Origin of the sequence: Altererythrobacter ishigakiensis (genome assembly GCF_001663155.1) — a bacterium.
Taxonomy (GTDB): domain Bacteria; phylum Pseudomonadota; class Alphaproteobacteria; order Sphingomonadales; family Sphingomonadaceae; genus Erythrobacter; species Erythrobacter ishigakiensis.
Genome location: NZ_CP015963.1, coordinates 401,511 through 423,570, shown reverse-complemented (window position 1 = coordinate 423,570; position 22,060 = coordinate 401,511). Strand labels below are relative to the sequence as shown.

The window sequence follows — 22,060 nt, the reverse complement described above, 5'->3', positions numbered from 1 at the left end:
CTACTTGACGCTAGGGAACTTCAAGCAGCGTCTCGATGCGCGGATCGCGCGCACTAACCCAGACGCCATCTTCGCGCAGGATGGCATTGACCTTGATCGGCGCCTCACGCCGGATGATCTGCCTATACCCCAATGGACCTAAGAGATCGATCTCCTCATCCAACCAGGTCCCCTCTTCGACCATTGTGGCCCCTCTGAATGACATAACGAAAGGCAGAGCCAACGCTTCTTCGGCACTGAGCCCGAAATCGATTGCACCGATAATCGCGCGCGTCGTTGAAACCGGGATTGTGGGCCCTCCGGCCGCACCCACAATCATGAAGGGTTTGCCATCGGGGTCCCACACGATTGTGGGTGACATAGAGCTGCGCGGGCGTTTGCCGCCTTCGACCCGGTTCGCCACTGGTTTGCCATTAACTTCCGGCGCGCGGCTGAAATCGGTCAACTCGTTGTTGAGAAAGAAACCATGCGCCATGAGTCCCGAGCCGAACGCGCTTTCGATAGTCGAGGTGTAGCTGGCCATATTGCCCGCTGCATCGACGACCGAGAAATGCGATGTGCCATGTTCTTCGGGCTCATTGCCGTCGGCCCATGCCACGGTGACGCCATCAGGTGTGCCGGGCGCAACCTCCTCTTGTCGCGCATCAGGGTCGATCAATTGACTGCGCATCGCGATATAGTCAGGGTCGATCAGCCCGGCGACCGGAACAGGAACGAAGTCTGAATCTGCCATGTAGATTTCACGGTCTGCATAAGCGAGCCGCTGAGATTCGAGGAACAGGTGCCATGTAAGCGGATTGTTCGCGCCAAGCGCGGTGAGGTCGAACCGCTCAAGCTGACCCAGCATCTGGATAACAGCGACCCCGCCAGAGCTGGGCGGACCCATGCTGCAAATACGATAGCTACGATAGTTTCCGCATACTGCATCGCGCACTTTAGGTTTATAGCCGGCAAGATCCTGGGCCGTCATTGCGCCATCGCGCGGGGTATCAGCGCGAGTGACGGAAACAATCTGAGCGGCCAATTCACCCGTATAGAATGCATCGGGCCCTGCCTTTGCAATCGCTTCGAATGCTTGCGCTTGAGCCTCATTGCGGATCCACGATCCGGCCGGCAGAACTTTGCCTTCTCCATCGAAGTATAGCTGCTGTGCCGCCTTCGTTCTGCCGACAAATTCGGGTCGGCGCGCCAGCGCGTTGTGCATGCGTTGGTTCATGCCGAAGCCGTCGCGCGCCAGCTTGATGGCGGGTCCAAACAGATCAGCCCAGGCAAGCCTGCCGTGGCGTTCATGCGCTAGGGCAGCCATGCGGATATTTCCGGGCACACCAACGCTCAGCCCGCTTTCCACAGACTCCCGGAAGCCGGGCATCGAGCCGTCTTCATTGAGAAACCATTCGGGTGTCGCGCCGGAGGGTGCGGTTTCGCGGCCGTCATAGGATATGACATTGCCATCGGCAGTACCGCGGATGAGAAATCCCCCCCCCCCAATTCCGGAGCTTTGCGGCTCGACCACAGTCAGCGCCAGCATCACAGCGATGGCGGCGTCTGTTGCACTACCGCCCTTTGCTAGAATCTCTTCACCAGCTGCCTGAGCGCGAGGATCGGCGGCGCTTACTGCGCCTTCGTCCAAGACTTCTTCTTGAGCGAAGGTCATTTCCAATGGAGACCCGTGAGTGCCCGAGCCATAGCCTACACAGGCGCTCACCAGCGGTAGAACGAACAGTGCTGTCAATTTCTTGAGTGTCATGGGCGGAGGGCTATTCGCTTCCGACTGCTTCCGCAACGCTCTTAAAGCCTTCTCGCTTTATTATCTTCTCAAGCCCGCGAACAATTCGTCTGCCCAGCCCGGGCCCTTCATAGACCATCGCGCTATAGAGTTGGACCAGACTGGCACCGGCTCTGATCCGTTCCCATGCGTCTTCTGCTGATGAAATCCCACCCACGCCGATGAGCGGCATTTGGCCGCCTGTGGCCTTGCGGAAGTCGCGTATTCGCTGCGTCGCGAGTGGCTTCAATGGGGCGCCAGACAGACCACCCGCTTCATCTGCATGGCGTGAGCGAAGCGACGGCCTGGAGATCGTAGTGTTAGAGACGATCAGGGCACCCAGTCCCTTGTCCACCGCGATCCGCGCGATCGCGTCGATATCGGCGGGTTCAAGATCAGGCGCGACCTTTAGGAAGATCGGCGGCGGTGCATCCAAGGCCACTTCGGCGCGAGCCTCGACCACCGCATCGAGCAACTCTGTCAGAGCGGTTTCGTCCTGCAGGGCGCGAAGGCCAGGGGTGTTGGGGCTGGAGATATTGACTGCAAGATAGCTGGCGTGGGGCGCCATCTTTCTGGTCATCACGGCGTAGTCAGCGATACGATCCGGCGAATCTTTGTTCGCGCCTATGTTGATTCCGACAATTCCCGGCCGACCTGCACGTTTCTCCAGTCTCTCAAGTGCCGCATTCGCGCCGCCATTATTAAATCCCATGCGGTTGATAACCGCCCGGTCCTCGATCAGACGGAACAGGCGTGGCTTCGGGTTGCCTGATTGCGGGAGAGGGGTGATCGACCCTACTTCTGTAAAGCCAAACCCCAGACCCAATAAAGCATCTGGTACTTCGGCATCCTTGTCAAAACCGGCGGCTACGCCGATAGGATTGGGGAAAGCGACGCCTGCAACTTCGATGACGAGTGGACCGCCGGGTGGCGGTGCACGTCTGGGAAGCAGCTTCAAGCCGTCCAGAGCCAATCTGTGACCGGATTCTGAGTCGAGTGCAAAAATCGCTGGACGCACGAGTTGGAATAACATTGGTCCAGCCTATGGCAATGCGCGCCACCGGTGTCGAGCATCAAGGATCACTTGACGCGCTTAGTTAATAATCTCAAACAGATAATAAGAGAAAAGAGCGCCAAACTGAATCCTTGTCGTTTGCATACAATTCGAATGGTAATGATTCGGCTAGTAGGGATCTGCGACCCGAAGGGCTCGGAGCAGCGATGCGAAGAGTTCCTCAACTTCTAGGGCGGTCCCTTAACAGGGGCCGCCTTTTTTTCATTTGGTGCCACAAGAAGCGCCTCGGGGGAGTCGTAAAACAGACATGGACAAGCGGACCGACGCCCAGTCCGGAGTGAGTGGAGAGAAATTTGAGCTAACTCCGGCCCGCCACTTCGAGCTCGAGTATCTACCAGTGCCGGTTGCGCTGAGCGCCTATATCACGACGCTCTATCATTACCGTTGCGACGAGAAGAAAATTCACGATATCCAGCCCGCCGCGATCGGCCACTTAGTGATTTTTCCATATGGCGAGGGCGAGATGCGATTTCGTGACGGTCGCGTAGATCCCAGCAATCAGGTTAACTTGTTGACGCCGTTCTCCGTGGCCGCACCTTTCGAGGTGCGAGGACCATTCCATGCAATTGGCGCTGTCATGACGCCACTTGGGTGGGCCGCCTTCACCGGTATGGATGCGGGCGAACATGGAAACAGGCTTTATCGCGCCGCAGATTGGCTGGGACCAGAGGTTGAGGAGGTGGGCATATCATTGTGCGATGCCTATCTTAACGGCACAAAGAGCGGCACCGATTGCGCTGAAGCCTTGTGCAGCTTCATCGAGGCCAATTTGAATCCGGTCAAGCCACGGCACGCCAAACTGATCCATGCTGTCATTCAATGGCTAAGCGGGGACCTCAACCCCGCGCTCGAAGACCTCCATGCCGAGATTTCATATTCGGAGAGGCAGGCGCAGCGCCTGATAGAACGCTATTTCGGGCTGCCACCGCAAGCGCTGGCAAGAAAATATCGCGCGCTTAGGGCGGCTGGATTGCTGTCTTTGCCGACACTTGCGCCAGAGTACGAGGCGAAGCTGGGAGAAGCCTTTTACGACCAATCGCATATGATCCGTGAGATTCGTTTATTTGCTGGCCGAACACCGTCGCGGCTGACCGATGATGATTCCCCCTATTTGACTGAGATGCTTGACCTCAGGAATTTTCGTGAGATTGACCCTATTGGCCCTACTGACCGACTAAGGAGCAAATAGCTGGCAGAGAGGATCCTTACGGGTGGTTTTCAGAGCTTGATTATTCTGATCAGGCAAACTGGCTGACCCGAGGATAATCGCTAACGACTCGCAACAAGGTGTTTCGCGTTGAATCCAAGCAATTCCGCGCCTATCTCGCAAATCGGAACGAATCAGTCCAATTTATGTAAAGGCCCTATGCGACTATCGAACCTTGCGGACTATGCTGTCGTTATCATGAGCGCGGCTGCGCGCCATTGTGGCGGTGGGCGAGTGTCAGCTGCCGAATTGGCAAACGAGACCGGTCTGCCTGCACCAACTGTCCAGAAGGTGGTTAGCAAACTGACCGGCGCGGGATTGCTGCGATCAGTGCGCGGCGCAGGCGGGGGTTTGCAGCTGGCCCGACCTGCCGCTGCGATCAGCGTTGCAGATATCGTTGAAGCAGTCGAAGGGCCGATTGCACTGACCGCCTGTGTGGAAGGGCAAGACTGCGCGGTCGACCACAACTGTTCGGTCAAACCCCATTGGCCGATGATCAACAATGCCTTGCGCGGCGCGCTCGCGGAGATTTCGCTAATCAGCCTTGCTCGCGCAGAAAAAGAAATGGCCAGGGAACCGGCATGAGCGAGAATATCGACATCCAGGACGAAGACATCATCGACCGCGATGCGAAGGAAGCTGCGGCCAAAGCGGCTGATTATGAGCATGGTTGGTCTGCGGACATCGAAACCGAATTTGCTGAGAAGGGTCTTACTGAAGATACGGTTCGGTTCATCTCGGCCAAAAAGGATGAGCCTGAATGGATGCTCCAATGGAGGTTGAAAGCTTTCCGCCTGTGGCAGACCATGGCAGAGCCAGATTGGGCAAAGGTCGGCTATCCCAAGATCGATTATCAGGATGCGTATTACTACGCCGCGCCCAAGAAGAAAGAGAAGCTCAAGTCGCTCGACGAGCTCGATCCTGAGATCAAGGCGGTTTACGATAAACTGGGCATACCTGTGGCAGAGCAGGAAGTTCTCGCCGGGGTAGAGGGGGCACGCAAGGTCGCGGTCGATGCTGTTTTCGACAGCGTTTCTGTCGCAACCACTTTCCGCGAAGAATTAAAGAAAGCGGGCGTCATATTTTTGTCGATCTCGGAAGCGATCAAGGAACACCCCGATCTGGTGAAGAAGTGGCTGGGCAAGGTTGTGCCGCAGCATGACAACTTCTTTGCGACATTGAACTGCGCGGTCTTCTCAGATGGTACTTTTGTTTACGTGCCAGAGGGCGTGCGCTGCCCGATGGAGCTCAGCACCTATTTCCGGATCAATGCGGAGAACACCGGTCAGTTCGAGCGCACGCTGATCGTAGCCGAGAAGGGCAGCTATGTGTCCTATCTCGAAGGCTGCACAGCGCCCATGCGCGATGAGAATCAGCTGCATGCCGCAGTGGTTGAGCTGGTCGCGCTGGAAGATGCAGAGATCAAATATTCGACCGTTCAGAACTGGTACCCGGGGGATGCCGAGGGCAAGGGCGGGATCTATAATTTCGTGACCAAGCGCGGGCTGTGTCAGGGCGCGCGTTCGAAAATCAGCTGGACGCAGGTTGAAACCGGCAGCGCGGTGACATGGAAGTATCCCTCCTGCGTTCTGAACGGTAAAGACAGCGTCGGCGAATTCTATTCTGTCGCTGTAACCAACAATTATCAGCAGGCCGACACCGGCACCAAGATGATCCATAATGGGAAGGGCAGTCGCTCGACGATCATCTCGAAGGGTATTTCAGCGGGCAAATCGAACAACACCTATCGCGGATTGGTGCGCGTTGGCCCCAATGCCGACGGTGTACGCAATTTCACCCAATGCGACAGCCTGCTGCTCGGATCGGATTGCGGCGCACACACGGTGCCCTATATCGAAGTGAAGAACCCCTCGGCCCAGATCGAGCATGAGGCGACCACATCCAAGATCAGCGATGACCAGCTGTTCTACGCGATGCAGCGCGGGCTGGACGAAGAAGAGGCGGTGGCGCTGATCGTGAACGGCTTTGCTAAGGATGTGCTGAAAGAGCTGCCGATGGAATTCGCCGTCGAGGCGCAAAAGCTGCTGGCGATTTCGCTTGAGGGGAGCGTGGGGTGACTGAGCGCAAGACCCTCAAACTGTCCGACACACCAACTAACAACTCGCCCAATCTCAAGAAGAAGGGCCGCGGCTGGGAAATCTCGGAGAAGCGTTTGGACGCGCTGCACGAGCAGGCGCGCGAGATGCGCCGTTTCCCGTCCGAGGCACACAAGGCGCTCGCCGCGCGTTTCGCCAAGGCTGATCTGGGCCGCTATACGTTCAAGCGCTTTGCCGTGGTCGGCAGCGCGATCGTTGACTTCAATTGTCACAATCTTGGCATGGCAATCATGATCGATGAGGAAGGTGCGGACGAAACGCTAGCCAAGCGCCGCGACAAGAGTCTGGAGGCGGTCAATATCCGTGTGATGCGCATCAAGGCCAGGGATGTCCTCGAGAATATGGATGCCGTGCTTGAGCGGATTACCGCCGGCATGCGCATGAGGATCGGCGACAAGCGCGAGGCACGGCGCGAGCATTTCGAGCGCTCTGCGCCGCGCCAGAACAAACACAATAACAATCAATCATCGGGTCGTTCCAGCTATGAAGGGGACGAGCGATGATACCTGGTTTGGATGATTTGATGTCGCCGGACATGCAGAAGATTCTGTCATTTCTGCTTCCTGCACTCGCCGCAATTTCGATACTGGTCATGAATCTGACCCGCGGGTTTTCAATTCCGGGCAAATTCCTGATGATCGTATTCGCAGCAATCGCGATCTATTTTTTCCCTACCATGATGGAGGTCTTTTGATGCTCATTGCATCCCTCGCCCTGGCTTTTTCACTGCAAGCAATGCAGACTGAGTCGCCGCGGGAAAACACGTCTTCCCCTGTGATCAGCGAGACATGGGAACTCGCCTATGATGTCGCGATCACGCCATTCATCGAGGATTACCGGCGCTGCCTCAATTATGGCAATCGGATTGCGCGCGGCGTGCCTGATTTCGAAGACCAGCATCGCACGGACATCCCGCGTTGTGCCAAGGTCTATCAAGAGTCGATCAAGGCGTCGAACCGGATGATGGATCGCCGCGGGCGCGCCGACCAGTTCACGCCCGAAGATGTAAAGCGCGCGTTCGACACAGTCGGCTATATCCATGTGCAACGCGGGCGGTTTATCGATGACCGCTTCCAACAGCGCCGTCAGGTGTTGGCGCAATACCAGGCCACGCATCAGCGCTCTACGGCGCCGCTCGATGACAGAACCTCTCTGGATTTAGAAGAAGAAGCTGCAAACAATGCTGAAGATTGAAAACCTCCACGCCGAAATTGACGGCAAACAGATCCTGAATGGGCTCTCGCTTGAGGTCAGTGCGGGCGAAGTCCACGCGATCATGGGCCCTAACGGAGCGGGCAAGTCGACACTTGCCTATGTCCTGGGCGGCCGCCCTGGTTATGAAGTGACGGCAGGGTCTGTCACATTCATGGGGGAGAACCTCCTCGATCAGGAACCGCATGAGCGCGCGGCTGCAGGCATGTTCTTGGGCTTTCAGTACCCGGTGGAGATTCCCGGTGTTTCCAATGTGCAGTTCCTCCGGGAAGCCTTGAACGCGCAGCGTAAGGCGCGCGGCGACGAGCCTCTGTCTGGCGGCGAATTCCTCAAGGTCGCGAAAGAGAAGGCTGGCTTGCTGCGCATGGACATGGAAATGCTCAAGCGGCAAGTGAATGTCGGCTTTTCGGGGGGAGAGAAGAAGCGCGCCGAAATGGTGCAAATGGGCATTCTAGATCCTCAGTTTGCGGTGCTGGATGAGACGGACAGCGGCCTCGACATCGATGCGCTGCGCGTGGTCGGAGAAGGTATCAATGCGATCATGCGGTCACCGGATAAGGGCGTGTTGCTTATCACGCACTATCAGCGGTTGCTCGATGTGGTGAGGCCGGACAAAGTTTCCGTGCTTGCTGCGGGCCGCATTGTTCAGACAGGCGGGCCTGAACTGGCATTGCGTCTAGAAGAAGAGGGTTATGATGCGCTGATGGCTGAGGCAATGGCCGATGCCTGAAGCGGCTACTCTTGATCGACCAACGAACCGTGATGAGGCGTGGCGTTATGCCGATGCGAGTTTTCTCGCGGCAGCAGAGCTCGCTGCGCTTAACAACTGGCAAGAGCTCGACATTCCGTCTGGTCAAAAGCGTGAAGACACGCGGGTAATGACCGCAGGTGTCGAGCGGCTCAGAGTCCGTATCGGCAAGGGCGCGCGCTATGCCATCTTCGCGCTTAACGCAGCGGGCCCATATGCGCGGTTGGAAGTGGACGTGACTCTGGAAGAGGGCGCGCATTTCGAATTTGGCGGCGTGACAGTGGGCGGCGGCGATACGACACAGGAGTTTGTTACCCGCACGATCCATGCTGAACCACACGGGACCTCGAACCAGACGGTGAGGGCCGTACATTGGGGGCAATCGACCGGCAATTTTCTCGGCCGGATCGAAGTGGTGAAAGACGCGCAGAAAACTGACGCGGCGCAAAACTTCCGTGCTCTGCTGTTGGAGAAAGGCGCGACTGCAAACACCAAGCCAGAGCTGGAGATCTTCGCTGATGACGTACAGTGCGCCCATGGTGCAGCGATCGGCGAATTAGACCAGAACGCAGCTTACTACATGGCAGCTCGGGGCATTCCGCCGGAGCTTGCCCGTAAACTTCAGGTACAAGCCTTCATCGGCGATGCCTTTGTTGAAATGACGGATGAAGATTCTCGCGAAGAGCTCTTGTCACGGGCGCTCGAGAAACTGGAGGGAAGCATATGAAATTTTTTGCCAAATCGATCACAAAAGTCGCCGGTTCGGTGCTGCTTCTTTGCGCAGGCGCCGCCGCAGCTTCAGCTCAAGATGACGAGGATCCGGCAGTGCCGCCTGCTGATGCATTTACACCTATCGAGCGTTACGGCATCACATATGACAAGCCGCGCGACATCGCCGAGTTTTATCTTCAGCGCTTCGGTCTCCATCGCAATGATGCGGATACCTATGAGGTCAAGCATCCCACTGATCGATCCATGCGCATCATGATCGTGACTGCCGATGGCCTGGCAAATGATTCAGTTCAGGCCGCACAGTGGCGCCTCGGAGTCAAATTCAGTGAAGGGCAATGGCAAGCTGTTGAAGCAGGCATGCGTCGCAAATGCGCTCGCGGAGAGAACGCTGGCCAGTGGACCAAGGAAGTATGTCCCTGACGTTTGCCCCCCCTTCCGTTGATAACCGCAAAGCGGATTTCCCCGGCCTGACGACGGCAGGCGGAAAGCCGTGGCACTATCTCGATACTGCGGCCACGGCACAAAAGCCGCAGGCGGTTGTCGATGCAATGGCGCGGGCACTGGGCGCGGATTATGCGACAGTGCATCGCGGCGTCTACGCGCGCTCTGCCGAAATGACGCTATCTTATGAAGCGGCTCGACGCCGCACAGCCGATTTTATTGGCGGCAGTGAGGAAGAGATCGTTTTCGCGCGTGGCGCGACTGAAGCGATCAATCTGGCCGCGGCAACTTGGGGCGCTGCTAATATCGGTGAAGGCGATCGCATCCTGCTCTCGATGCTTGAGCACCATTCCAACATCGTGCCCTGGCAGATGCTGGCGGAGCGTGTGGGTGCGCAAATTGACGTCTGCCCGATCACTGAGGATGGGCGGATCGATTTGGATGCTGCGGAAGCCATATTGACCGAACGGCACAAGCTGGTGGCGTTCGCGCATGTCTCCAATGTGCTCGGCTCAGTGCTTGACGCCAAGCGGGCGGCGAAACTGGCGCATGGCGTCGGGGCAAAGCTACTGTTGGATGGCTGTCAGGCTGCGCCGCGCCTCAAGCTTGATGTGGCCGATGTCGACTGCGATTTCTATGTCTTCAGCGCGCACAAACTTTATGGGCCAACCGGAATTGGCGCGCTTTGGGCGCGGTCTGAAATTCTCGACAGCATGCCCCCATATCAAGGCGGCGGTGCGATGATCGATCGCGTGACATTCGACAGGACGACTTACGCGCCGGCGCCGCAGCGTTTTGAAGCGGGTACGCCAGCCATTACAGAAGCGGTTGCGCTGCACGCGGCGATTGATTTCGTCGACGGCATCGGCCTCGATACAATCCATGCGCACGAAGCTGATCTTGTGAGAAAACTGCGCGATGAACTTGGCAAGATGAATGATGTCACCATTTACGGTCCAGCAGACAGTGCCGGCATCGTCAGTTTCATGATGGACGGGGTTCATCCGCACGATCTGGGCACCATATTGGATGAAGAGAATGTAGCGATCCGTGCTGGGCATCATTGCGCGCAGCCATTGATGGATCATCTTGGCGTGCCAGCGACAGCGCGCGCTAGTTTCGGTCTGTATTCGGATGAAAGCGATATCGAAGCTTTGCTGAATGGCATAGCGAGGACGAGGAGGATTTTCGGATGAACAAGCCATCCGAGGACAAGGAGTTTGTTGCAGCACCATCGCCCGTCGAGGAGGTTGTGAAACCTCCGCGTGCGCGCGTGGAAGACGCTGTTGATCCGGATGTGGGATCTCCGCGCGAAACGATGGAGCGCAAGCGAGATTATCTCGAGGGGTTCCTTGCGAAGAAGCCGGAGAATCTCTCGCCTGGCGAACCGGGTGGCGAATTGCATGATGCCGTCATCTCAGCGCTGAAAGAGATTTACGACCCGGAGATTCCAGTCAATATCTATGACCTTGGCCTGATCTACGGTGTGGAGATCAGCGATGAGGCTGATGCGCTGGTCACCATGACATTGACGACACCACATTGCCCGGTGGCTGAAACTATGCCGGGCGAAGTCGAACTGCGCGCCGCCAGTGTGCCGGGCATTCGCGATGCTGAGGTAGCGTTGGTTTGGGACCCCCCGTGGGGCCCCGACAAGATGACCGACGAAGCCCGCTTGGAGCTCGGAATGCTATGACTGACACCAAAACTCGCCAAGTTCCTGCCGCGGTCACTCTTACACCTGCCGCTGAAGCGCGCGTTGCTGAACTGATGAGCAAGGCTCCTGACGATGCGATTGGCGTCAAGCTTTCGACCCCGCGTCGCGGCTGCTCGGGCCTCGCCTATTCCGTCGACTACGTAACCGAAGAAGCCAAGTTCGATGAGAAGATCGAAACACCCGGCGGTGTCTTCTACATCGATGGCGCGAGCGTGCTGTACCTGGTCGGCTCCACCATGGATTGGGTTGAAGACGACTTCACCGCCGGTTTTGTATTCGAGAATCCCAACGCCAAGGGGGCCTGCGGCTGCGGCGAAAGCTTCATGGTCTGATGCCATTTGGCTTCGAATTATCGAGCTATCTACCGAATACATCCGAGGAGGTTTGGGCCGCGGTCGAGAGGCCAGCGTTGTTCCTTCACGTCGCCGCGCCGTTGGTGAAGTTCTCACCGATGGGAAGCGACGCGTTTCCTGAGCTTTGGGAAGAAGGCGAGTATCGCGGTGCGATGAAGTTTTTTGGATTGGTCCCGATTGGATGGCAGGCGATTGTGATCAGCTTCCCTTCCGAAGGCGCGGAAACTCGCACGCTTAAGGATAGCGGTTACAGCCCATTGCTGACGCAATGGACCCACACTATCGAAGTCGCGCGAGAAGGCGATGGCACCCGATATACCGATCGGGTCAGCTATGACGCCGGATGGCTCTCGCTGTTCGCCTTTCCGTTCATTCGGCTGTTCTTTGCGCATCGTCAGCGTCGGCTGCGCCGATTGGCGAAAGCCGGCTTTGCCTCGCTGAAGATGTAATCAACCCTCTTCGATGATCCGAGAGAGCAGCGCGCGTTCCAGATCGTCGACCTCGCCATCTGCATCGACCATCTTTTCCAGCCAAGCCTGCTCGAAGTCATCAACCAGATTGCCGGCGGCTGCCGCTTCGGTGTAATTCACCCCTGCGGGCTTCTTGCCGAATATCTTGCCGAAATGGTTTTGAACTTGCGGAAGTTCGCGGGCCATAGCGCCCATGAAGCGTCCAACCCGTACTTCGTTGTCTGCGATGAATGCCTCGAGCTCTTTCACGCGCGCATGGTCAAGCTGCGCATTCTGAAGCTGGAACCCCTTGAGGTAATTCGCCACGCCATCGACGAAGAGTTCATCCCAAAGCGGTGAGTTCTCGTCCTGCAGGGTGGCATCCTTAAGGCGGAACAGCAGTTCAGCATCAAACCGGCTGACCGCAGCCGGGCCATAGCCGCCGCTGGCAAAGATCACGCGGCGTAATATCTTACATTCTGCAGCTGAGATGTGTGCTGCCGACAGCTCGCCGCCACAGCGGGTCGGGCCGACGCCGGTCATAACTTCCTGCTCAATCTGGCGCAGGACATACGCCTTGAGGAAATCCGGCACGTTCTGAGCTTTCTCAATGATGCAAACCAACGCTTCAAGCTCTGCCATGCTTTCAATTTTGCTATCGCGATCAATGCAGCCGATCAACCAGCGAGCCTCTTCGTCACTACACATATTGCGCGGCTCAGTGCCATTAAGCACGAACTCACCGATTGCCTCGACAAAGAAATCCACCCACTCATCCGAGCGCTCAATGATTGTGCCATTGATTGCAAAGATTGCTTCGGCTTCTTCGCGGAAGATCTTGCCGTCGCCCCAGCCCAACTGACGCAGCGAGAATAGTTCTTCTTTGGTGATCACCCCGTCTTCAGCGACGCGAGAAGCGAGATCGGCAAATTGAACGCTCATTTGATGCAATTCCCTGATTGATTTGGGAATCTTATCGCAGACCAGCCTTAAGACAGAGTTACCGGGCGGGTGCGCGACTATCGTCTGCGCAGCGCACGTACGCAGGCTGCGCGATCAACGTCGCGACCGTCACTAGCCCGCCGCGCCTCTACGTGGGTTGCTGTAAGTGTTGCGTCAGCCCGATCAGGGTAAAGAAACACATCGAGCACGCAGGCTTCACCGGCGAACTGCAACTTGCGCGCATCGCCTTCACTTACCTCTAGTTGCGGGTTGCCAAACTGACGCCGCAACTGGGCTTCTCCTGCTCCTATGACCCCTTCGAGTCCAGCTCTGCCCATCACCTGCGCTGGGGCGCGTGTGGTCTGGGCCGAGGGAGCAGGGCGCGATGCGGCGCCATCCGACACAATGATAGGGCCTCGACCAGATGAAACGCATGCTGAAAGCAGGGGGGTGATGGCAAGTGATATCAGAATGATACGAAAAGGAAGCATTTCATTCTCTTACGGTGATTTTCTCTGAGATATCTGAACCAAATGGGTTCCAGCTGCTGCCCCGACAACAGGCGCGATCAGATTGAGGATGGGTACCGCCATCAACCCTGTAATTGCCCCGCCCAGCATCAGCCGGTCAATCTTGCCCACTGGCGAAGGTACATCGGTGGTCGGCCGATGCCTGAACCAACCCATATCGGTCAACTCTCGACCTATCAGCACCGCGTTGACCAGCAGGAAAACGACTGCCGGACCAATAGCCGTGAAGAAGAGCACCAGTGCAACCGGCAGCGCGAGCGCATTGAACAGAAGCGCTCGGCCAACCCCGCGCAGACTATTGCCAAGGTCTTCGTTGAACGGCAGCTTGCGCGCAGTCGCTGCGCATTCAGGATAGTGACACTCTTCGACCGCAATCACGATCTCGTCGGCAAAGAATTGCAGCACCGCCAGCGCGACCACTCGAAAGAGCAACCAAGCAAGTAACAGGGTCAGTAGTAAGGATACAAAATATGTCGCTTCTGCCCCTATGCTCATGCCAACATAGGCGCTCGCTGCAAGGATCGCCTGGAACAGCGCAACTCCTAGCAGTGCGAAGACCAGCAATGTGATCGCAACCGTCTTGAGCAATACCCGCAAAATCGCACGGTCGCTCAATTGCCCGAATGCCAAAGCCAAGGATTTTGCCACTGCGCCCATAACAACCAATCGTTTCCCTGCGTTTGCGCGCTAAGTCAACGTTGCGCATGACCATTCAGCGCTTGGCCAATGCCGAACATCGCGCTAGGCGACGCGGCAACTTAGCAGTTTTCAAATGACAGGACTTCGCGTGACTGAACCCCGCTATGACGTGATCGCCATCGGCAATGCTATCGTCGACATTATTGCATCTTGCTCTGAAGAGCTGATCGAAGAGCTTCAGCTCAATCGTGGCGGGATGACGTTGCTTGATGAGGTGCGCGCTGAAGAATTGTACGCGGCGATGCCGCCGGCACGCGAAATCTCTGGCGGCTCGGCTGCCAACACACTGGCCGGTCTTTCGACATTGGGACTTCAATGTGCGTTTATCGGCCAGGTCGCCAACGACCAGCTGGGCAAGGTATTTGCGCATGACATGCGCGCGACCGGGATCGATTTTGATACGCCTATGCGCGAAGGTGAACCGGCAACCGGGCGATGCCTTATATTCGTCACCCCTGATGGCGAGCGCACGATGAACACCTTTCTGGGCGCGGGGCAATTCCTGCCGGCGGAATCTCTGAGCGAAGAGCTGATCGCCTCGAGCGAGATACTCTATCTTGAAGGTTATCTGTGGGATCCCGAAGAGCCGCGCAAAGCGATGCGCCGCGCAATCGAAGTCGCTCGCGGCGCAGGCCGCAAGGTCGCCTTCACGGCCAGCGAGAGTTTTGTGATTGAGCGCCACGGGGATGACTTCCGCCAGATGCTGGAGGATGGAGTGATCGACATCCTGTTCGTGAATGAGCATGAGCTGGCAACGCTCACCGGCGAGGATGATTTTGAGGTTGGCGTTTCGTTGGTCTCGCCCAAGGTGCCGGTTCTTGTCGCGACCCGCAGCGAAAAAGGCGCGATCGCCATTGCGCACGGTGAGCGCGCCGAAGTGCAGGCCGAACCGGTCGACAAGGTGATCGACACCACCGGCGCTGGCGACCAGTTCGCAGCAGGCTTCCTCTCAGGCTACGTGAAGGGCGAACCGCTGGAACAGTGCCTTCGCCGCGGCGCGATTACAGCGGCTGAAGTGATCAGCCATTATGGCCCGCGTCCCGAGGCGGATCTGAAGGCTCTGATCACCGAAAAGCTGGGCTAAGCGTAACTCAAGCGGGCGCAGCAACGGGCCTCGCCGGAGCGCCACCTGCGCGCCAGCCAAGCCATCCGGCGGCGGCACCAGCGGCGAGCCCGGCGACAAGGGTCGCGCTTTCAGGGATCGCTGCATAAGCCGCGAAGACAGAGTCCAGCCCAGGGATCAAGTAAGCAAACCAAACGAACAAGGCCTGCAACGCCATGAAGCAGCTTGCCACTAGCCATGGAGCTCCGTTCTTGCGGTCCATGAAATAGAAGCCCATTGCGAGAGCCACCATCATCAGATCGCTAAACGCGATTGAACTCATCACTTCGTGCGGACCTTCAGTCCGGATCACATTGAGCCAGGGAATATACTGGTCCATCAACCTGCCGAACGGCGATTCAAACAGGATCATCGGCGTCGCCAGCATATAGCCAGCGTGAAGTTTCACCCTTCGCCGGTTCTTCAGCGCCAAGTAAAACAGCGTGCAATAGGCCACCAATGCGATAGCCAGAGCTCCGCCAAATTTCGGCCCCGCATAGGCTATGAATTCGCTTTCCTGCGCAACAAAGCGATCTGCGGTTACATTAATGATCATTACGAAGCCCAGCATCAGCAGCGGGAAGAGCACAAAACTCGCCAGCCCCATCTGCTTGTGGAATGCGTTGGCGCGCTGGTGGATTGAGATATGCTGCGCAATCAGCAGCATCAGCCAAACCATCGAAGTCACAGCATGAACATGGAAGGCCAGCGGCATAGGGCCGTTTACGACCGAAAAATAACTCGCCCAAAAGCCGCCGAAAATAACCAGCAGCACTGCGCCAACAAAATAGTGCGCGTGTTTGTAAGGCATCGAGAACCCCCTTATCTCGACGCGACCCACGCAGGGCCTATCACGAAGACGCAGGAAAAGCCAAATCAGAAGTATTAGCCAGGTAGCTTTCGGTAGTCGTCGCTACGCAAGGTAAGGATATGGCTCGCGATATCGTCCACTTGATCGGGATCGAGATCGAAATCCATCATCTCAGGATAATTGTGTGCATCGGTCAGCCAACTGATCAAAGTCGCCTTCGTTAAACCCTCTCGATTGGCGATATCCGCAAACGGAGGCGACATGGGGTTGGGGGAAAGATCAGGAGGTTCGACTGCATGACAGCCACCACACGCAGCCTGAGCGAAAGTCAACCGATCGTAATCTGCCGAGGAAGGGGCGTCTTGTTCAGGTCCTTCAACCAAGCCATGCTCAGATGCAGAATAGGCGCAAGCTCCCACCGCAAACATCAGGATAATCGGGAAACCGGCTTTTTTCATGGCACATTCCTTAACACAAAGACGCCTTTATCAAAGCCCGACCATGATATTTGCGCAATGACCTGAATCAATTATCAGCCTCGCGCGCAACCTCGCGCCAGCCGATGTCGCGGCGGCAGAAACCGCTAGGAAAATCGATTGCATCAACCGCTGTATAGGCCGCTTTCTGCGCTTCGGTTGCGTTCGCGCCTGTTGCTGTCACGTTGAGCACTCGCCCGCCGCTTGCGACCAGCTGACCATCGCGCATTGCGGTCCCCGCATGGAAGACTTTCGCCCCTGTCGCCTCTGCATCTCCCAGAACAATTGCGCCGCCTTTCTCAGGCGTTCCGGGATAACCCCTTGCCGCCATCACCACGGTCATTGCGGTTTGAGGCGAAAACTCGCCCGTTGTGCCTTCGAGCGCGCCGTTTGCGCAGGCAAGCATAATCGCGGCAAGATCGCTCTCCAATCGTGTCATCAGCACCTGGCATTCGGGATCGCCGAAGCGGCAATTATATTCGATCAGCTTGGGGGCCGCCTCTGTCAGCATCAGCCCGGCATAGAGCACACCTGAATAGGGCATGCCTTCCTCGCGCATGGTGCGCACGGTTGGCTCGATGATTTCTGCCATCACACGCGCCTGCAATTCTTCGGTCAGCACTGGTGCAGGTGAATAGGCACCCATGCCCCCGGTATTGGGCCCTACATCGCCATCACCGACGCGCTTGTGATCCTGCGCAGTGCCGAAAGGGATGATCGAAGTGCCATCCGTAAGCGCGAAGAAGCTTGCCTCTTCGCCAGTCATGAATTCCTCAATCACCACTTCCGCGCCGGCTTCACCGAACTGCCCGCCAAACATGTCAGCCAGCGCAGTTTCAGCTTCGGTACGGGTTTCGGCGATCACTACGCCTTTGCCTGCGGCCAGCCCGTCAGCCTTCAAGACATAGGGCGGTTCGAAACGAGCAAGCGCATCGGTCGCCTCATCCAAAGAGGATGTGCGCACATAGCCAGCGGTCGGAATTCCCGCACGTTCGCACAGATCCTTGGTAAAGCCCTTGCTTCCTTCCAGCTGCGCGGCGGCCATGCTGGGGCCGAAAACGGGAATGTCGGTATCGCGCAGGCTATCTGCCAAACCGTCAACCAATGGCGCCTCCGGCCCGATTACGACCAGGCCGATGTCATGCGCTTCGCAAAAGTCGACGACCGCGGCATGATTGCTTGCATTGAGGTCAACCAGCTCGGCCTCTTCGGCGATTCCCGGATTGCCGGGCGCTGCGAACAATTTGCTGCATGTGGGGGATTGCGCCAGCTTCCATGCCAGCGCATGTTCGCGCCCACCTGAACCGAGCAAAAGGATATTCATGGCCGCTTCGTCCCCTGATGATGGCAATAACGGGCTGGTAGCGCGCGAGCGGCAAGGCGACAACGCTGAGCCTCTCTCGATCACCGAGATTTCTGCAGCGCTGAAGCGAACGGTAGAGGATCGCTTCGGCTTTGTGCGTCTGCGCGGCGAATTGTCGGGCGTGATGCGCGCCGCCTCTGGCCATCTCTATCTTGCGCTGAAGGATGAGAAGGCCGTGCTCGACGGCGTGATGTGGCGCGGCAATGCGCAGCGGCTCGCCTTCGTTCCCGAAGACGGGATCGAAGTGATCGCTAGCGGCAAGCTCACCACATATGCCGGGCGGTCGAAGTACCAGATCGTGATCGACAGTCTGGAGATCGCAGGCGAAGGTGCCTTGCTGGCGCTGCTGGAGAAGACACGCAAAAAGCTGGAGGCCGAAGGGCTGTTCACGCGCGAGCGAAAGCGGCCATTGCCCTTTCTTCCACGCACGATAGGCGTCGTCACGTCGCCCACGGGTTCAGTCATCCGCGATATCCTGCACCGGTTGGCGGACCGCTTCCCTAGTCAGGTGCTGGTGTGGCCGGTGCTGGTGCAGGGGCGGGGTGCGGCTGAGCAGGTGGCTGGAGCCATACGCGGGTTCGCAGCGCTTGATGGAAGCGGCCCGGTCCCTCGTCCCGACGTAGTCATCGTCGCGCGCGGGGGCGGCTCGATCGAAGATCTGTGGAGCTTCAACGAAGAAGTGGTGGTGCGCGCCATTGCCGAATGCCCGATCCCTGTCATCTCTGCGGTCGGGCATGAAACGGACACCACCCTGGCTGATTATGCCGCTGATCGCCGCGCGCCCACGCCAACGGCTGCGGCCGAAATGGCGGTGCCGGTGCGTGCGGACCTGATTGCGACTGTTGCCGATCTCGCCAATCGTCAGCAGCGCGCGGTGCTGCGCCCGGTCGAACTGGGGCGCGAACGCTTGGAAGCGCGCGTGCGCCGGATTCCAAAGCTCGAGGCACTGTTTCAGCCGCATGCCCAGCGACTTGATGAGCTGTCAGATCGTTTGAAGCGTGGATTGCGTGACCGGGCTGGGCAGGGCCGGGAGAAGCTGGCGGGCACGTCGGCACGATTGTCACCATTGCTTCTCAAACGCGGAATGGGTGATGCGCGCCGTCAGCTGGCGGGCATTCGCCTGAGCCCGGATCTTGTCCGGCGCCCGATAATGCAGAAGCAGGAAGCGCTTTCTGCACTGGCGCGGCTGGCACAGCAATTCCACCCTGAGGAGCCGTTGAAGCGCGGTTATGCGATTGTGCGTGATACTGGGGACAGGGCACTCACTTCCCGCGAGATTGCCGCGAAAGAAGCAGAGCTGGTGCTGCAATTTGCAGACGGTCGCCTGAGCGTCTGTCAAGGCGAGGCCTCCTCTCCCAAGAGGGCAGCAAAGCCTGCACGCAAGAAACCAGCATCCCCTTCACCGAAACAAGATGACCTCTTCGGTTAATTGTCGGTTCGGCATTAGCTTGCTAAAAGGTCTCTCATGTTGATGAATTCGAGAAATGGCGAAGCCAAGCTTCACTATGGCCCCAGCACATTCAAAGTGCTGGGTGCAGGCAAGTTCGTGCGCTGTGCGGTTAGTGGCGAAGCGATTCAGCTTGAGGAGCTGCGTTATTGGAGCGCTGAGTATCAGGAAGCCTATGCGACCTGTGAAATTGCAACCAAGCGGTTGACCGGCGAATTATGAGATCAGCTCTGGCTGGAATTGCGCTGTTGGCACTGACAGCCTGCGAGAATGCTCCGCGAGATGTTGCGCCGAACCCGATGCTGCCGACTTTGGCTATCGCATCCGCCACTCCCAACGATAATGCAGAAATTATATCTACAAGGCAGACGATCGAGTTCGCCGGCGAGCTGACTCAGGGTGGCTGGATCAGAGGCCAAGTGCCGCTAGGAACAGATTTGGCTATGCTTGGAGACACTGAACTAAGTGTCGATCATGACGGCAGCTTTTTTGCTGCATTTGATCGCGACGCGAGCGGCTCGTCAACGCTTAGAGTGACTCTGGAAGACGGTCGGGTGATTGATCGCCCGATCGATGTCGCACCGCGCGCGTGGAGCATCGAGCAGGTCAATGTTGCCAAGCGCAACGGTGGAAGTAGCGAAGCGTGGTGGAAGAAACGCGAGCCCGAATGGCTGGCGATCAAAGCTGCACGCGAAAAGGCAACTGGCGCAACCGGCTGGCAGCAGGATTTCATCTGGCCTGTAAAGGGTCGCATTTCCGGCCGTTTCGGGTCGCAGCGGATATACCGTGGCGAACCGGGCAGCTACCATTCCGGTCTGGATATAGCGCCCGGTGCGGGAACACCCTTCGTAGCACCTGCCGATGGCGTAGTGGTGCTAGCGGCGGACAATTTTTCGTTGGAAGGCAATCTACTCATCATTGACCATGGGCAGGGGCTCAACAGTGCGTTTCTGCATGCCTCGCGCCTGATGGTGAGCGAAGGTGACCATGTAGAACAAGGCCAGCATATTGGCGATGTCGGCTCATCGGGTCGCGCAACCGGCCCGCACCTGCATTGGAGCCTCAAATGGCGCGATGCGCGCCTCGACCCGTTGCTGTTTGTAGATCCGGACGCCTAACTCAGGGCAGGCAACAAAAAAGCGCGCAGATTTCTCTGCACGCTCTTAGGTGTGTTTAGCTCCCTTTCGGGAGAAGCTTACGCAGCTTCTTTCGCTGCCTTTTTCAGCTCGCGCTTCACCTTGAGTGCGCGCGCAGACAGCTTCTCGTCTTTGGTCTTCAAGAGCCAGTTGTCCAAGCCGCCATTGTGCTCAACCGAACGCAGACCGTTGGTTGATACGCGGAACTTGAAGCTGCGGCCCAGCTTTTCGCTCAGCAGCGTAACATTCTGCAGGTTAGGCAGGAATACACGCTTGGTCTTGTTGTTGGCGTGGCTAACATTGTTGCCTACCTGGCGACCTTTGCCGGTCAGTTCGCAAATGCGCGACATGATATCTCTCGTTCGTTGTCTTGGTTGATCGCCGAGCGAATCGGCGACCGGAAATTTCGGTCCGAAACCATCAGGTTTCTCGGAAAGGCGCGCGCATAGCGGGGGCCGGACGAATCGTCAAGCAAAGTTGCGCCTTCGGGATGGGCAGTCTAGCGCAGCCGAATGAGCAAATGGACCATCCCCGAACCCATGCGATTGGCGCTTGATGCCGCGCGCCGGGCCGCGGCGCAAGGCGAAGTACCGATTGGCGCGGTTGTAGCGAAGGGGGATGAGGTGCTCAGCGTGGCTGCGAACTGCACGCGTAATCCGCCCGATCCCAGCGGCCATGCAGAGATCATCGCCTTGCGCGAAGCTGCGGCCAAGCTGGGCAGCGAGCGGCTGGTAGATTGCGATCTCTATGTCACTCTGGAACCCTGCGCGATGTGCGCCGGCGCAATCGGACACGCGCGTATCGCCAAGCTCTACTATGCCGCACCTGATCCTAAAGGAGGAGCGGTCGAACATGGCGCGCGGGTGTTTGAACACCCGCAGGCTCTGCACAAGCCCGAAGTCTACTGCGGAATAGGTGAAGCTGAAGCTGCTGACATATTACGCGATTTCTTCAAGGCGCGGAGGTGATCCTCAGCTTTCGAGCCAGGTGATTGCCTTGTCCTGATCCTCTAGTTCGAACGACTTTATTTCCGCGTTCACAAACGCGCTGGTAAACTCCGCATAGCGGCGTACCCATTTGGGGCCGCCGACTATCGCATAGCGTTCCAGCTTGCGGGCTATTTCGAGTTTGCCTGACAGAACCTCGCGGCTCAGCAACCGGTCGAGGTCAAAACCGTGCCAGTTGCGAATGACCAGCAACAAACGGTCGCAAGCTGCGTCCTCCATACGTTTGCGCACCAAGGCTACGCCGCGTTCGGATTCCTCACGATCAAGGCGGCCTGACAATACGAACCCCACAAGACCTGGCTTGCCTAGCTCCAGTTCCTCGATTGCGCCGGCGTGCGGACCTGTGCTCTCTTCGAGGACCCAGGCCTTTGCCGCTTCGGCCTCGTCGTCATCGTAGACTTCATAGACCACACCCGGCAGCAACGCGCTCTCAAGCCGCGCTCCGGTACGCACCCAGTCATTGTCGGATATGACGGCTATGCGATCGAGGCCGTAGATCCATTTGATAAGGCTGGGCATATGCGCGAGTTCGACGGCGACGGCAGACAAGGTGAAATCCGTGACCGCCGTTACATCGATCAGCAAATTGCCTCCGCCTTCCGCTGCGTTGCGTTCTTTGGCGAACGCGACAAGTTGCTCGGCGTCATCTTGTCTGAACTCTGCGATGACCACCATGCGATGTGCGTGCTCGGATAGCTTCTCAATCTCGATCATAAATCACCAATTACATC

General features: G+C 57.6%; 28 protein-coding genes. 18 read left to right on the top strand and 10 right to left on the bottom strand.

All coding sequences use genetic code 11. The annotated features are described in order from the left end of the window. Window positions 1-10: 10 nt before the first annotated feature. Window positions 11-1,747 carry a gamma-glutamyltransferase gene (ggt, locus tag A6F69_RS02010; protein WP_067596780.1) on the bottom strand — a complete coding sequence of 579 codons (1,737 nt, stop codon included), beginning with the start codon at window positions 1,745-1,747 and terminating at the stop codon, window positions 11-13. Between the two features lie 10 nt (window positions 1,748-1,757). Further along, window positions 1,758-2,798 (bottom strand): quinone-dependent dihydroorotate dehydrogenase, encoded by a 1,041-nt coding sequence (locus tag A6F69_RS02005; RefSeq protein ID WP_067596778.1) that lies wholly within the window; start codon window positions 2,796-2,798, stop codon window positions 1,758-1,760. A 289-nt stretch (window positions 2,799-3,087) separates the two neighbouring features. Between A6F69_RS02005 and A6F69_RS02000 the strand changes: the two genes are divergently transcribed. The 13 genes from A6F69_RS02000 (at window position 3,088) to A6F69_RS01940 (ending at window position 11,816) form a co-directional block, all read left to right on the top strand. Further along, entirely contained in the window at window positions 3,088-4,029 is a 942-nt protein-coding gene (locus A6F69_RS02000; protein WP_067596776.1) for a helix-turn-helix domain-containing protein, read from the top strand. A gap of 177 nt (window positions 4,030-4,206) precedes the next feature. Further along, window positions 4,207-4,632 carry an SUF system Fe-S cluster assembly regulator gene (locus tag A6F69_RS01995; protein ID WP_067596774.1) on the top strand — a complete coding sequence of 142 codons (426 nt, stop codon included), beginning with the start codon at window positions 4,207-4,209 and terminating at the stop codon, window positions 4,630-4,632. Then, window positions 4,629-6,125 (top strand): Fe-S cluster assembly protein SufB, encoded by a 1,497-nt coding sequence (sufB, locus tag A6F69_RS01990; protein ID WP_067596772.1) that lies wholly within the window; start codon window positions 4,629-4,631, stop codon window positions 6,123-6,125. The genes A6F69_RS01995 and sufB overlap by 4 nt, the downstream gene beginning before the upstream one ends. After that, window positions 6,122-6,667, top strand: a complete 546-nt coding sequence (locus tag A6F69_RS01985; RefSeq protein ID WP_067596770.1) for an endonuclease domain-containing protein — start codon at window positions 6,122-6,124, stop codon at window positions 6,665-6,667. Before sufB ends, A6F69_RS01985 begins: the two co-directional genes overlap by 4 nt. Beyond that, the gene (locus tag A6F69_RS01980) at window positions 6,664-6,858 is read left to right on the top strand and encodes a hypothetical protein (protein WP_067596767.1); all 195 of its coding nucleotides are present in this window, start codon (window positions 6,664-6,666) and stop codon (window positions 6,856-6,858) included. Before A6F69_RS01985 ends, A6F69_RS01980 begins: the two co-directional genes overlap by 4 nt. A 41-nt stretch (window positions 6,859-6,899) precedes the next feature. Next, window positions 6,900-7,358, top strand: a complete 459-nt coding sequence (locus tag A6F69_RS01975; protein WP_144573528.1) for a hypothetical protein — start codon at window positions 6,900-6,902, stop codon at window positions 7,356-7,358. Further along, a complete protein-coding gene (sufC, locus tag A6F69_RS01970; protein WP_067596763.1) occupies window positions 7,345-8,106 on the top strand; it encodes a Fe-S cluster assembly ATPase SufC in 762 nt (253 codons plus the stop codon). The genes A6F69_RS01975 and sufC overlap by 14 nt, the downstream gene beginning before the upstream one ends. Next, window positions 8,099-8,851 (top strand): SufD family Fe-S cluster assembly protein, encoded by a 753-nt coding sequence (locus A6F69_RS01965; protein WP_067596762.1) that lies wholly within the window; start codon window positions 8,099-8,101, stop codon window positions 8,849-8,851. The genes sufC and A6F69_RS01965 overlap by 8 nt, the downstream gene beginning before the upstream one ends. Beyond that, window positions 8,848-9,276, top strand: a complete 429-nt coding sequence (locus A6F69_RS01960; protein WP_067596761.1) for a hypothetical protein — start codon at window positions 8,848-8,850, stop codon at window positions 9,274-9,276. The genes A6F69_RS01965 and A6F69_RS01960 overlap by 4 nt, the downstream gene beginning before the upstream one ends. After that, on the top strand, window positions 9,267-10,493 hold the full coding sequence (locus A6F69_RS01955) for a cysteine desulfurase (protein WP_067596759.1): 1,227 nt from the start codon (window positions 9,267-9,269) through the stop codon (window positions 10,491-10,493). The genes A6F69_RS01960 and A6F69_RS01955 overlap by 10 nt, the downstream gene beginning before the upstream one ends. Further along, complete coding sequence (locus tag A6F69_RS01950; protein WP_067596758.1) at window positions 10,490-10,993, top strand: SUF system Fe-S cluster assembly protein; 504 nt, start codon at window positions 10,490-10,492, stop codon at window positions 10,991-10,993. Before A6F69_RS01955 ends, A6F69_RS01950 begins: the two co-directional genes overlap by 4 nt. Further along, window positions 10,990-11,346: a HesB/IscA family protein gene (locus A6F69_RS01945; protein ID WP_067596756.1), complete on the top strand. Its 357-nt coding sequence runs from the start codon at window positions 10,990-10,992 to the stop codon at window positions 11,344-11,346. The genes A6F69_RS01950 and A6F69_RS01945 overlap by 4 nt, the downstream gene beginning before the upstream one ends. Beyond that, window positions 11,346-11,816 (top strand): SRPBCC family protein, encoded by a 471-nt coding sequence (locus tag A6F69_RS01940; protein ID WP_067596754.1) that lies wholly within the window; start codon window positions 11,346-11,348, stop codon window positions 11,814-11,816. The genes A6F69_RS01945 and A6F69_RS01940 overlap by 1 nt, the downstream gene beginning before the upstream one ends. Here A6F69_RS01940 and A6F69_RS01935 read toward each other — a convergent pair whose 3' ends face one another. From A6F69_RS01935 to A6F69_RS01925, 3 genes are all read right to left on the bottom strand, one after another. After that, the gene (locus A6F69_RS01935) at window positions 11,817-12,758 is read right to left on the bottom strand and encodes a hypothetical protein (RefSeq protein WP_067596753.1); all 942 of its coding nucleotides are present in this window, start codon (window positions 12,756-12,758) and stop codon (window positions 11,817-11,819) included. 77 nt (window positions 12,759-12,835) lie between these two features. Then, the gene (locus tag A6F69_RS13265) at window positions 12,836-13,048 is read right to left on the bottom strand and encodes a hypothetical protein (protein WP_342669864.1); all 213 of its coding nucleotides are present in this window, start codon (window positions 13,046-13,048) and stop codon (window positions 12,836-12,838) included. A 210-nt stretch (window positions 13,049-13,258) separates the two neighbouring features. After that, complete coding sequence (locus A6F69_RS01925; RefSeq protein ID WP_083984636.1) at window positions 13,259-13,945, bottom strand: EI24 domain-containing protein; 687 nt, start codon at window positions 13,943-13,945, stop codon at window positions 13,259-13,261. A 115-nt stretch (window positions 13,946-14,060) separates the two neighbouring features. On the opposite strand from A6F69_RS01925, the gene A6F69_RS01920 reads away from it, so the two are divergent. Further along, window positions 14,061-15,071 (top strand): adenosine kinase, encoded by a 1,011-nt coding sequence (locus A6F69_RS01920; protein WP_067596750.1) that lies wholly within the window; start codon window positions 14,061-14,063, stop codon window positions 15,069-15,071. A gap of 7 nt (window positions 15,072-15,078) precedes the next feature. Here A6F69_RS01920 and A6F69_RS01915 read toward each other — a convergent pair whose 3' ends face one another. From A6F69_RS01915 to purD, 3 genes are all read right to left on the bottom strand, one after another. Beyond that, window positions 15,079-15,900, bottom strand: coding sequence for a hypothetical protein (locus A6F69_RS01915; RefSeq protein ID WP_144573530.1), 822 nt, complete (start codon window positions 15,898-15,900; stop codon window positions 15,079-15,081). A gap of 74 nt (window positions 15,901-15,974) precedes the next feature. Then, entirely contained in the window at window positions 15,975-16,358 is a 384-nt protein-coding gene (locus A6F69_RS01910) for a c-type cytochrome (RefSeq protein WP_067596748.1), read from the bottom strand. 67 nt (window positions 16,359-16,425) lie between these two features. Next, a complete protein-coding gene (gene purD / locus A6F69_RS01905; protein WP_067596747.1) occupies window positions 16,426-17,700 on the bottom strand; it encodes a phosphoribosylamine--glycine ligase in 1,275 nt (424 codons plus the stop codon). On the opposite strand from purD, the gene xseA reads away from it, so the two are divergent. The 3 genes from xseA to A6F69_RS01890 are packed head-to-tail and all read left to right on the top strand — an operon-like array spanning window position 17,699 to window position 20,304. Continuing rightward, window positions 17,699-19,168, top strand: a complete 1,470-nt coding sequence (xseA, locus tag A6F69_RS01900; RefSeq protein WP_067596745.1) for an exodeoxyribonuclease VII large subunit — start codon at window positions 17,699-17,701, stop codon at window positions 19,166-19,168. The genes purD and xseA overlap by 2 nt on opposite strands. Before the next feature lie 42 nt (window positions 19,169-19,210). Next, window positions 19,211-19,408 (top strand): DUF2093 domain-containing protein, encoded by a 198-nt coding sequence (locus A6F69_RS01895; protein WP_425388059.1) that lies wholly within the window; start codon window positions 19,211-19,213, stop codon window positions 19,406-19,408. Then, the gene (locus A6F69_RS01890; RefSeq protein WP_083984635.1) at window positions 19,405-20,304 is read left to right on the top strand and encodes a M23 family metallopeptidase; all 900 of its coding nucleotides are present in this window, start codon (window positions 19,405-19,407) and stop codon (window positions 20,302-20,304) included. Before A6F69_RS01895 ends, A6F69_RS01890 begins: the two co-directional genes overlap by 4 nt. A gap of 77 nt (window positions 20,305-20,381) precedes the next feature. Here the strand turns inward: A6F69_RS01890 and rpmB are convergent, their stop codons facing one another. Next, entirely contained in the window at window positions 20,382-20,672 is a 291-nt protein-coding gene (rpmB, locus tag A6F69_RS01885) for a 50S ribosomal protein L28 (protein WP_067596739.1), read from the bottom strand. Between the two features lie 162 nt (window positions 20,673-20,834). Between rpmB and A6F69_RS01880 the strand changes: the two genes are divergently transcribed. Then, window positions 20,835-21,290 (top strand): nucleoside deaminase, encoded by a 456-nt coding sequence (locus A6F69_RS01880; RefSeq protein ID WP_067596737.1) that lies wholly within the window; start codon window positions 20,835-20,837, stop codon window positions 21,288-21,290. A gap of 3 nt (window positions 21,291-21,293) precedes the next feature. Here A6F69_RS01880 and A6F69_RS01875 read toward each other — a convergent pair whose 3' ends face one another. Then, a complete protein-coding gene (locus A6F69_RS01875; protein WP_067596735.1) occupies window positions 21,294-22,043 on the bottom strand; it encodes a SpoIIAA family protein in 750 nt (249 codons plus the stop codon). Between the last annotated feature and the right edge of the window lie 17 nt (window positions 22,044-22,060).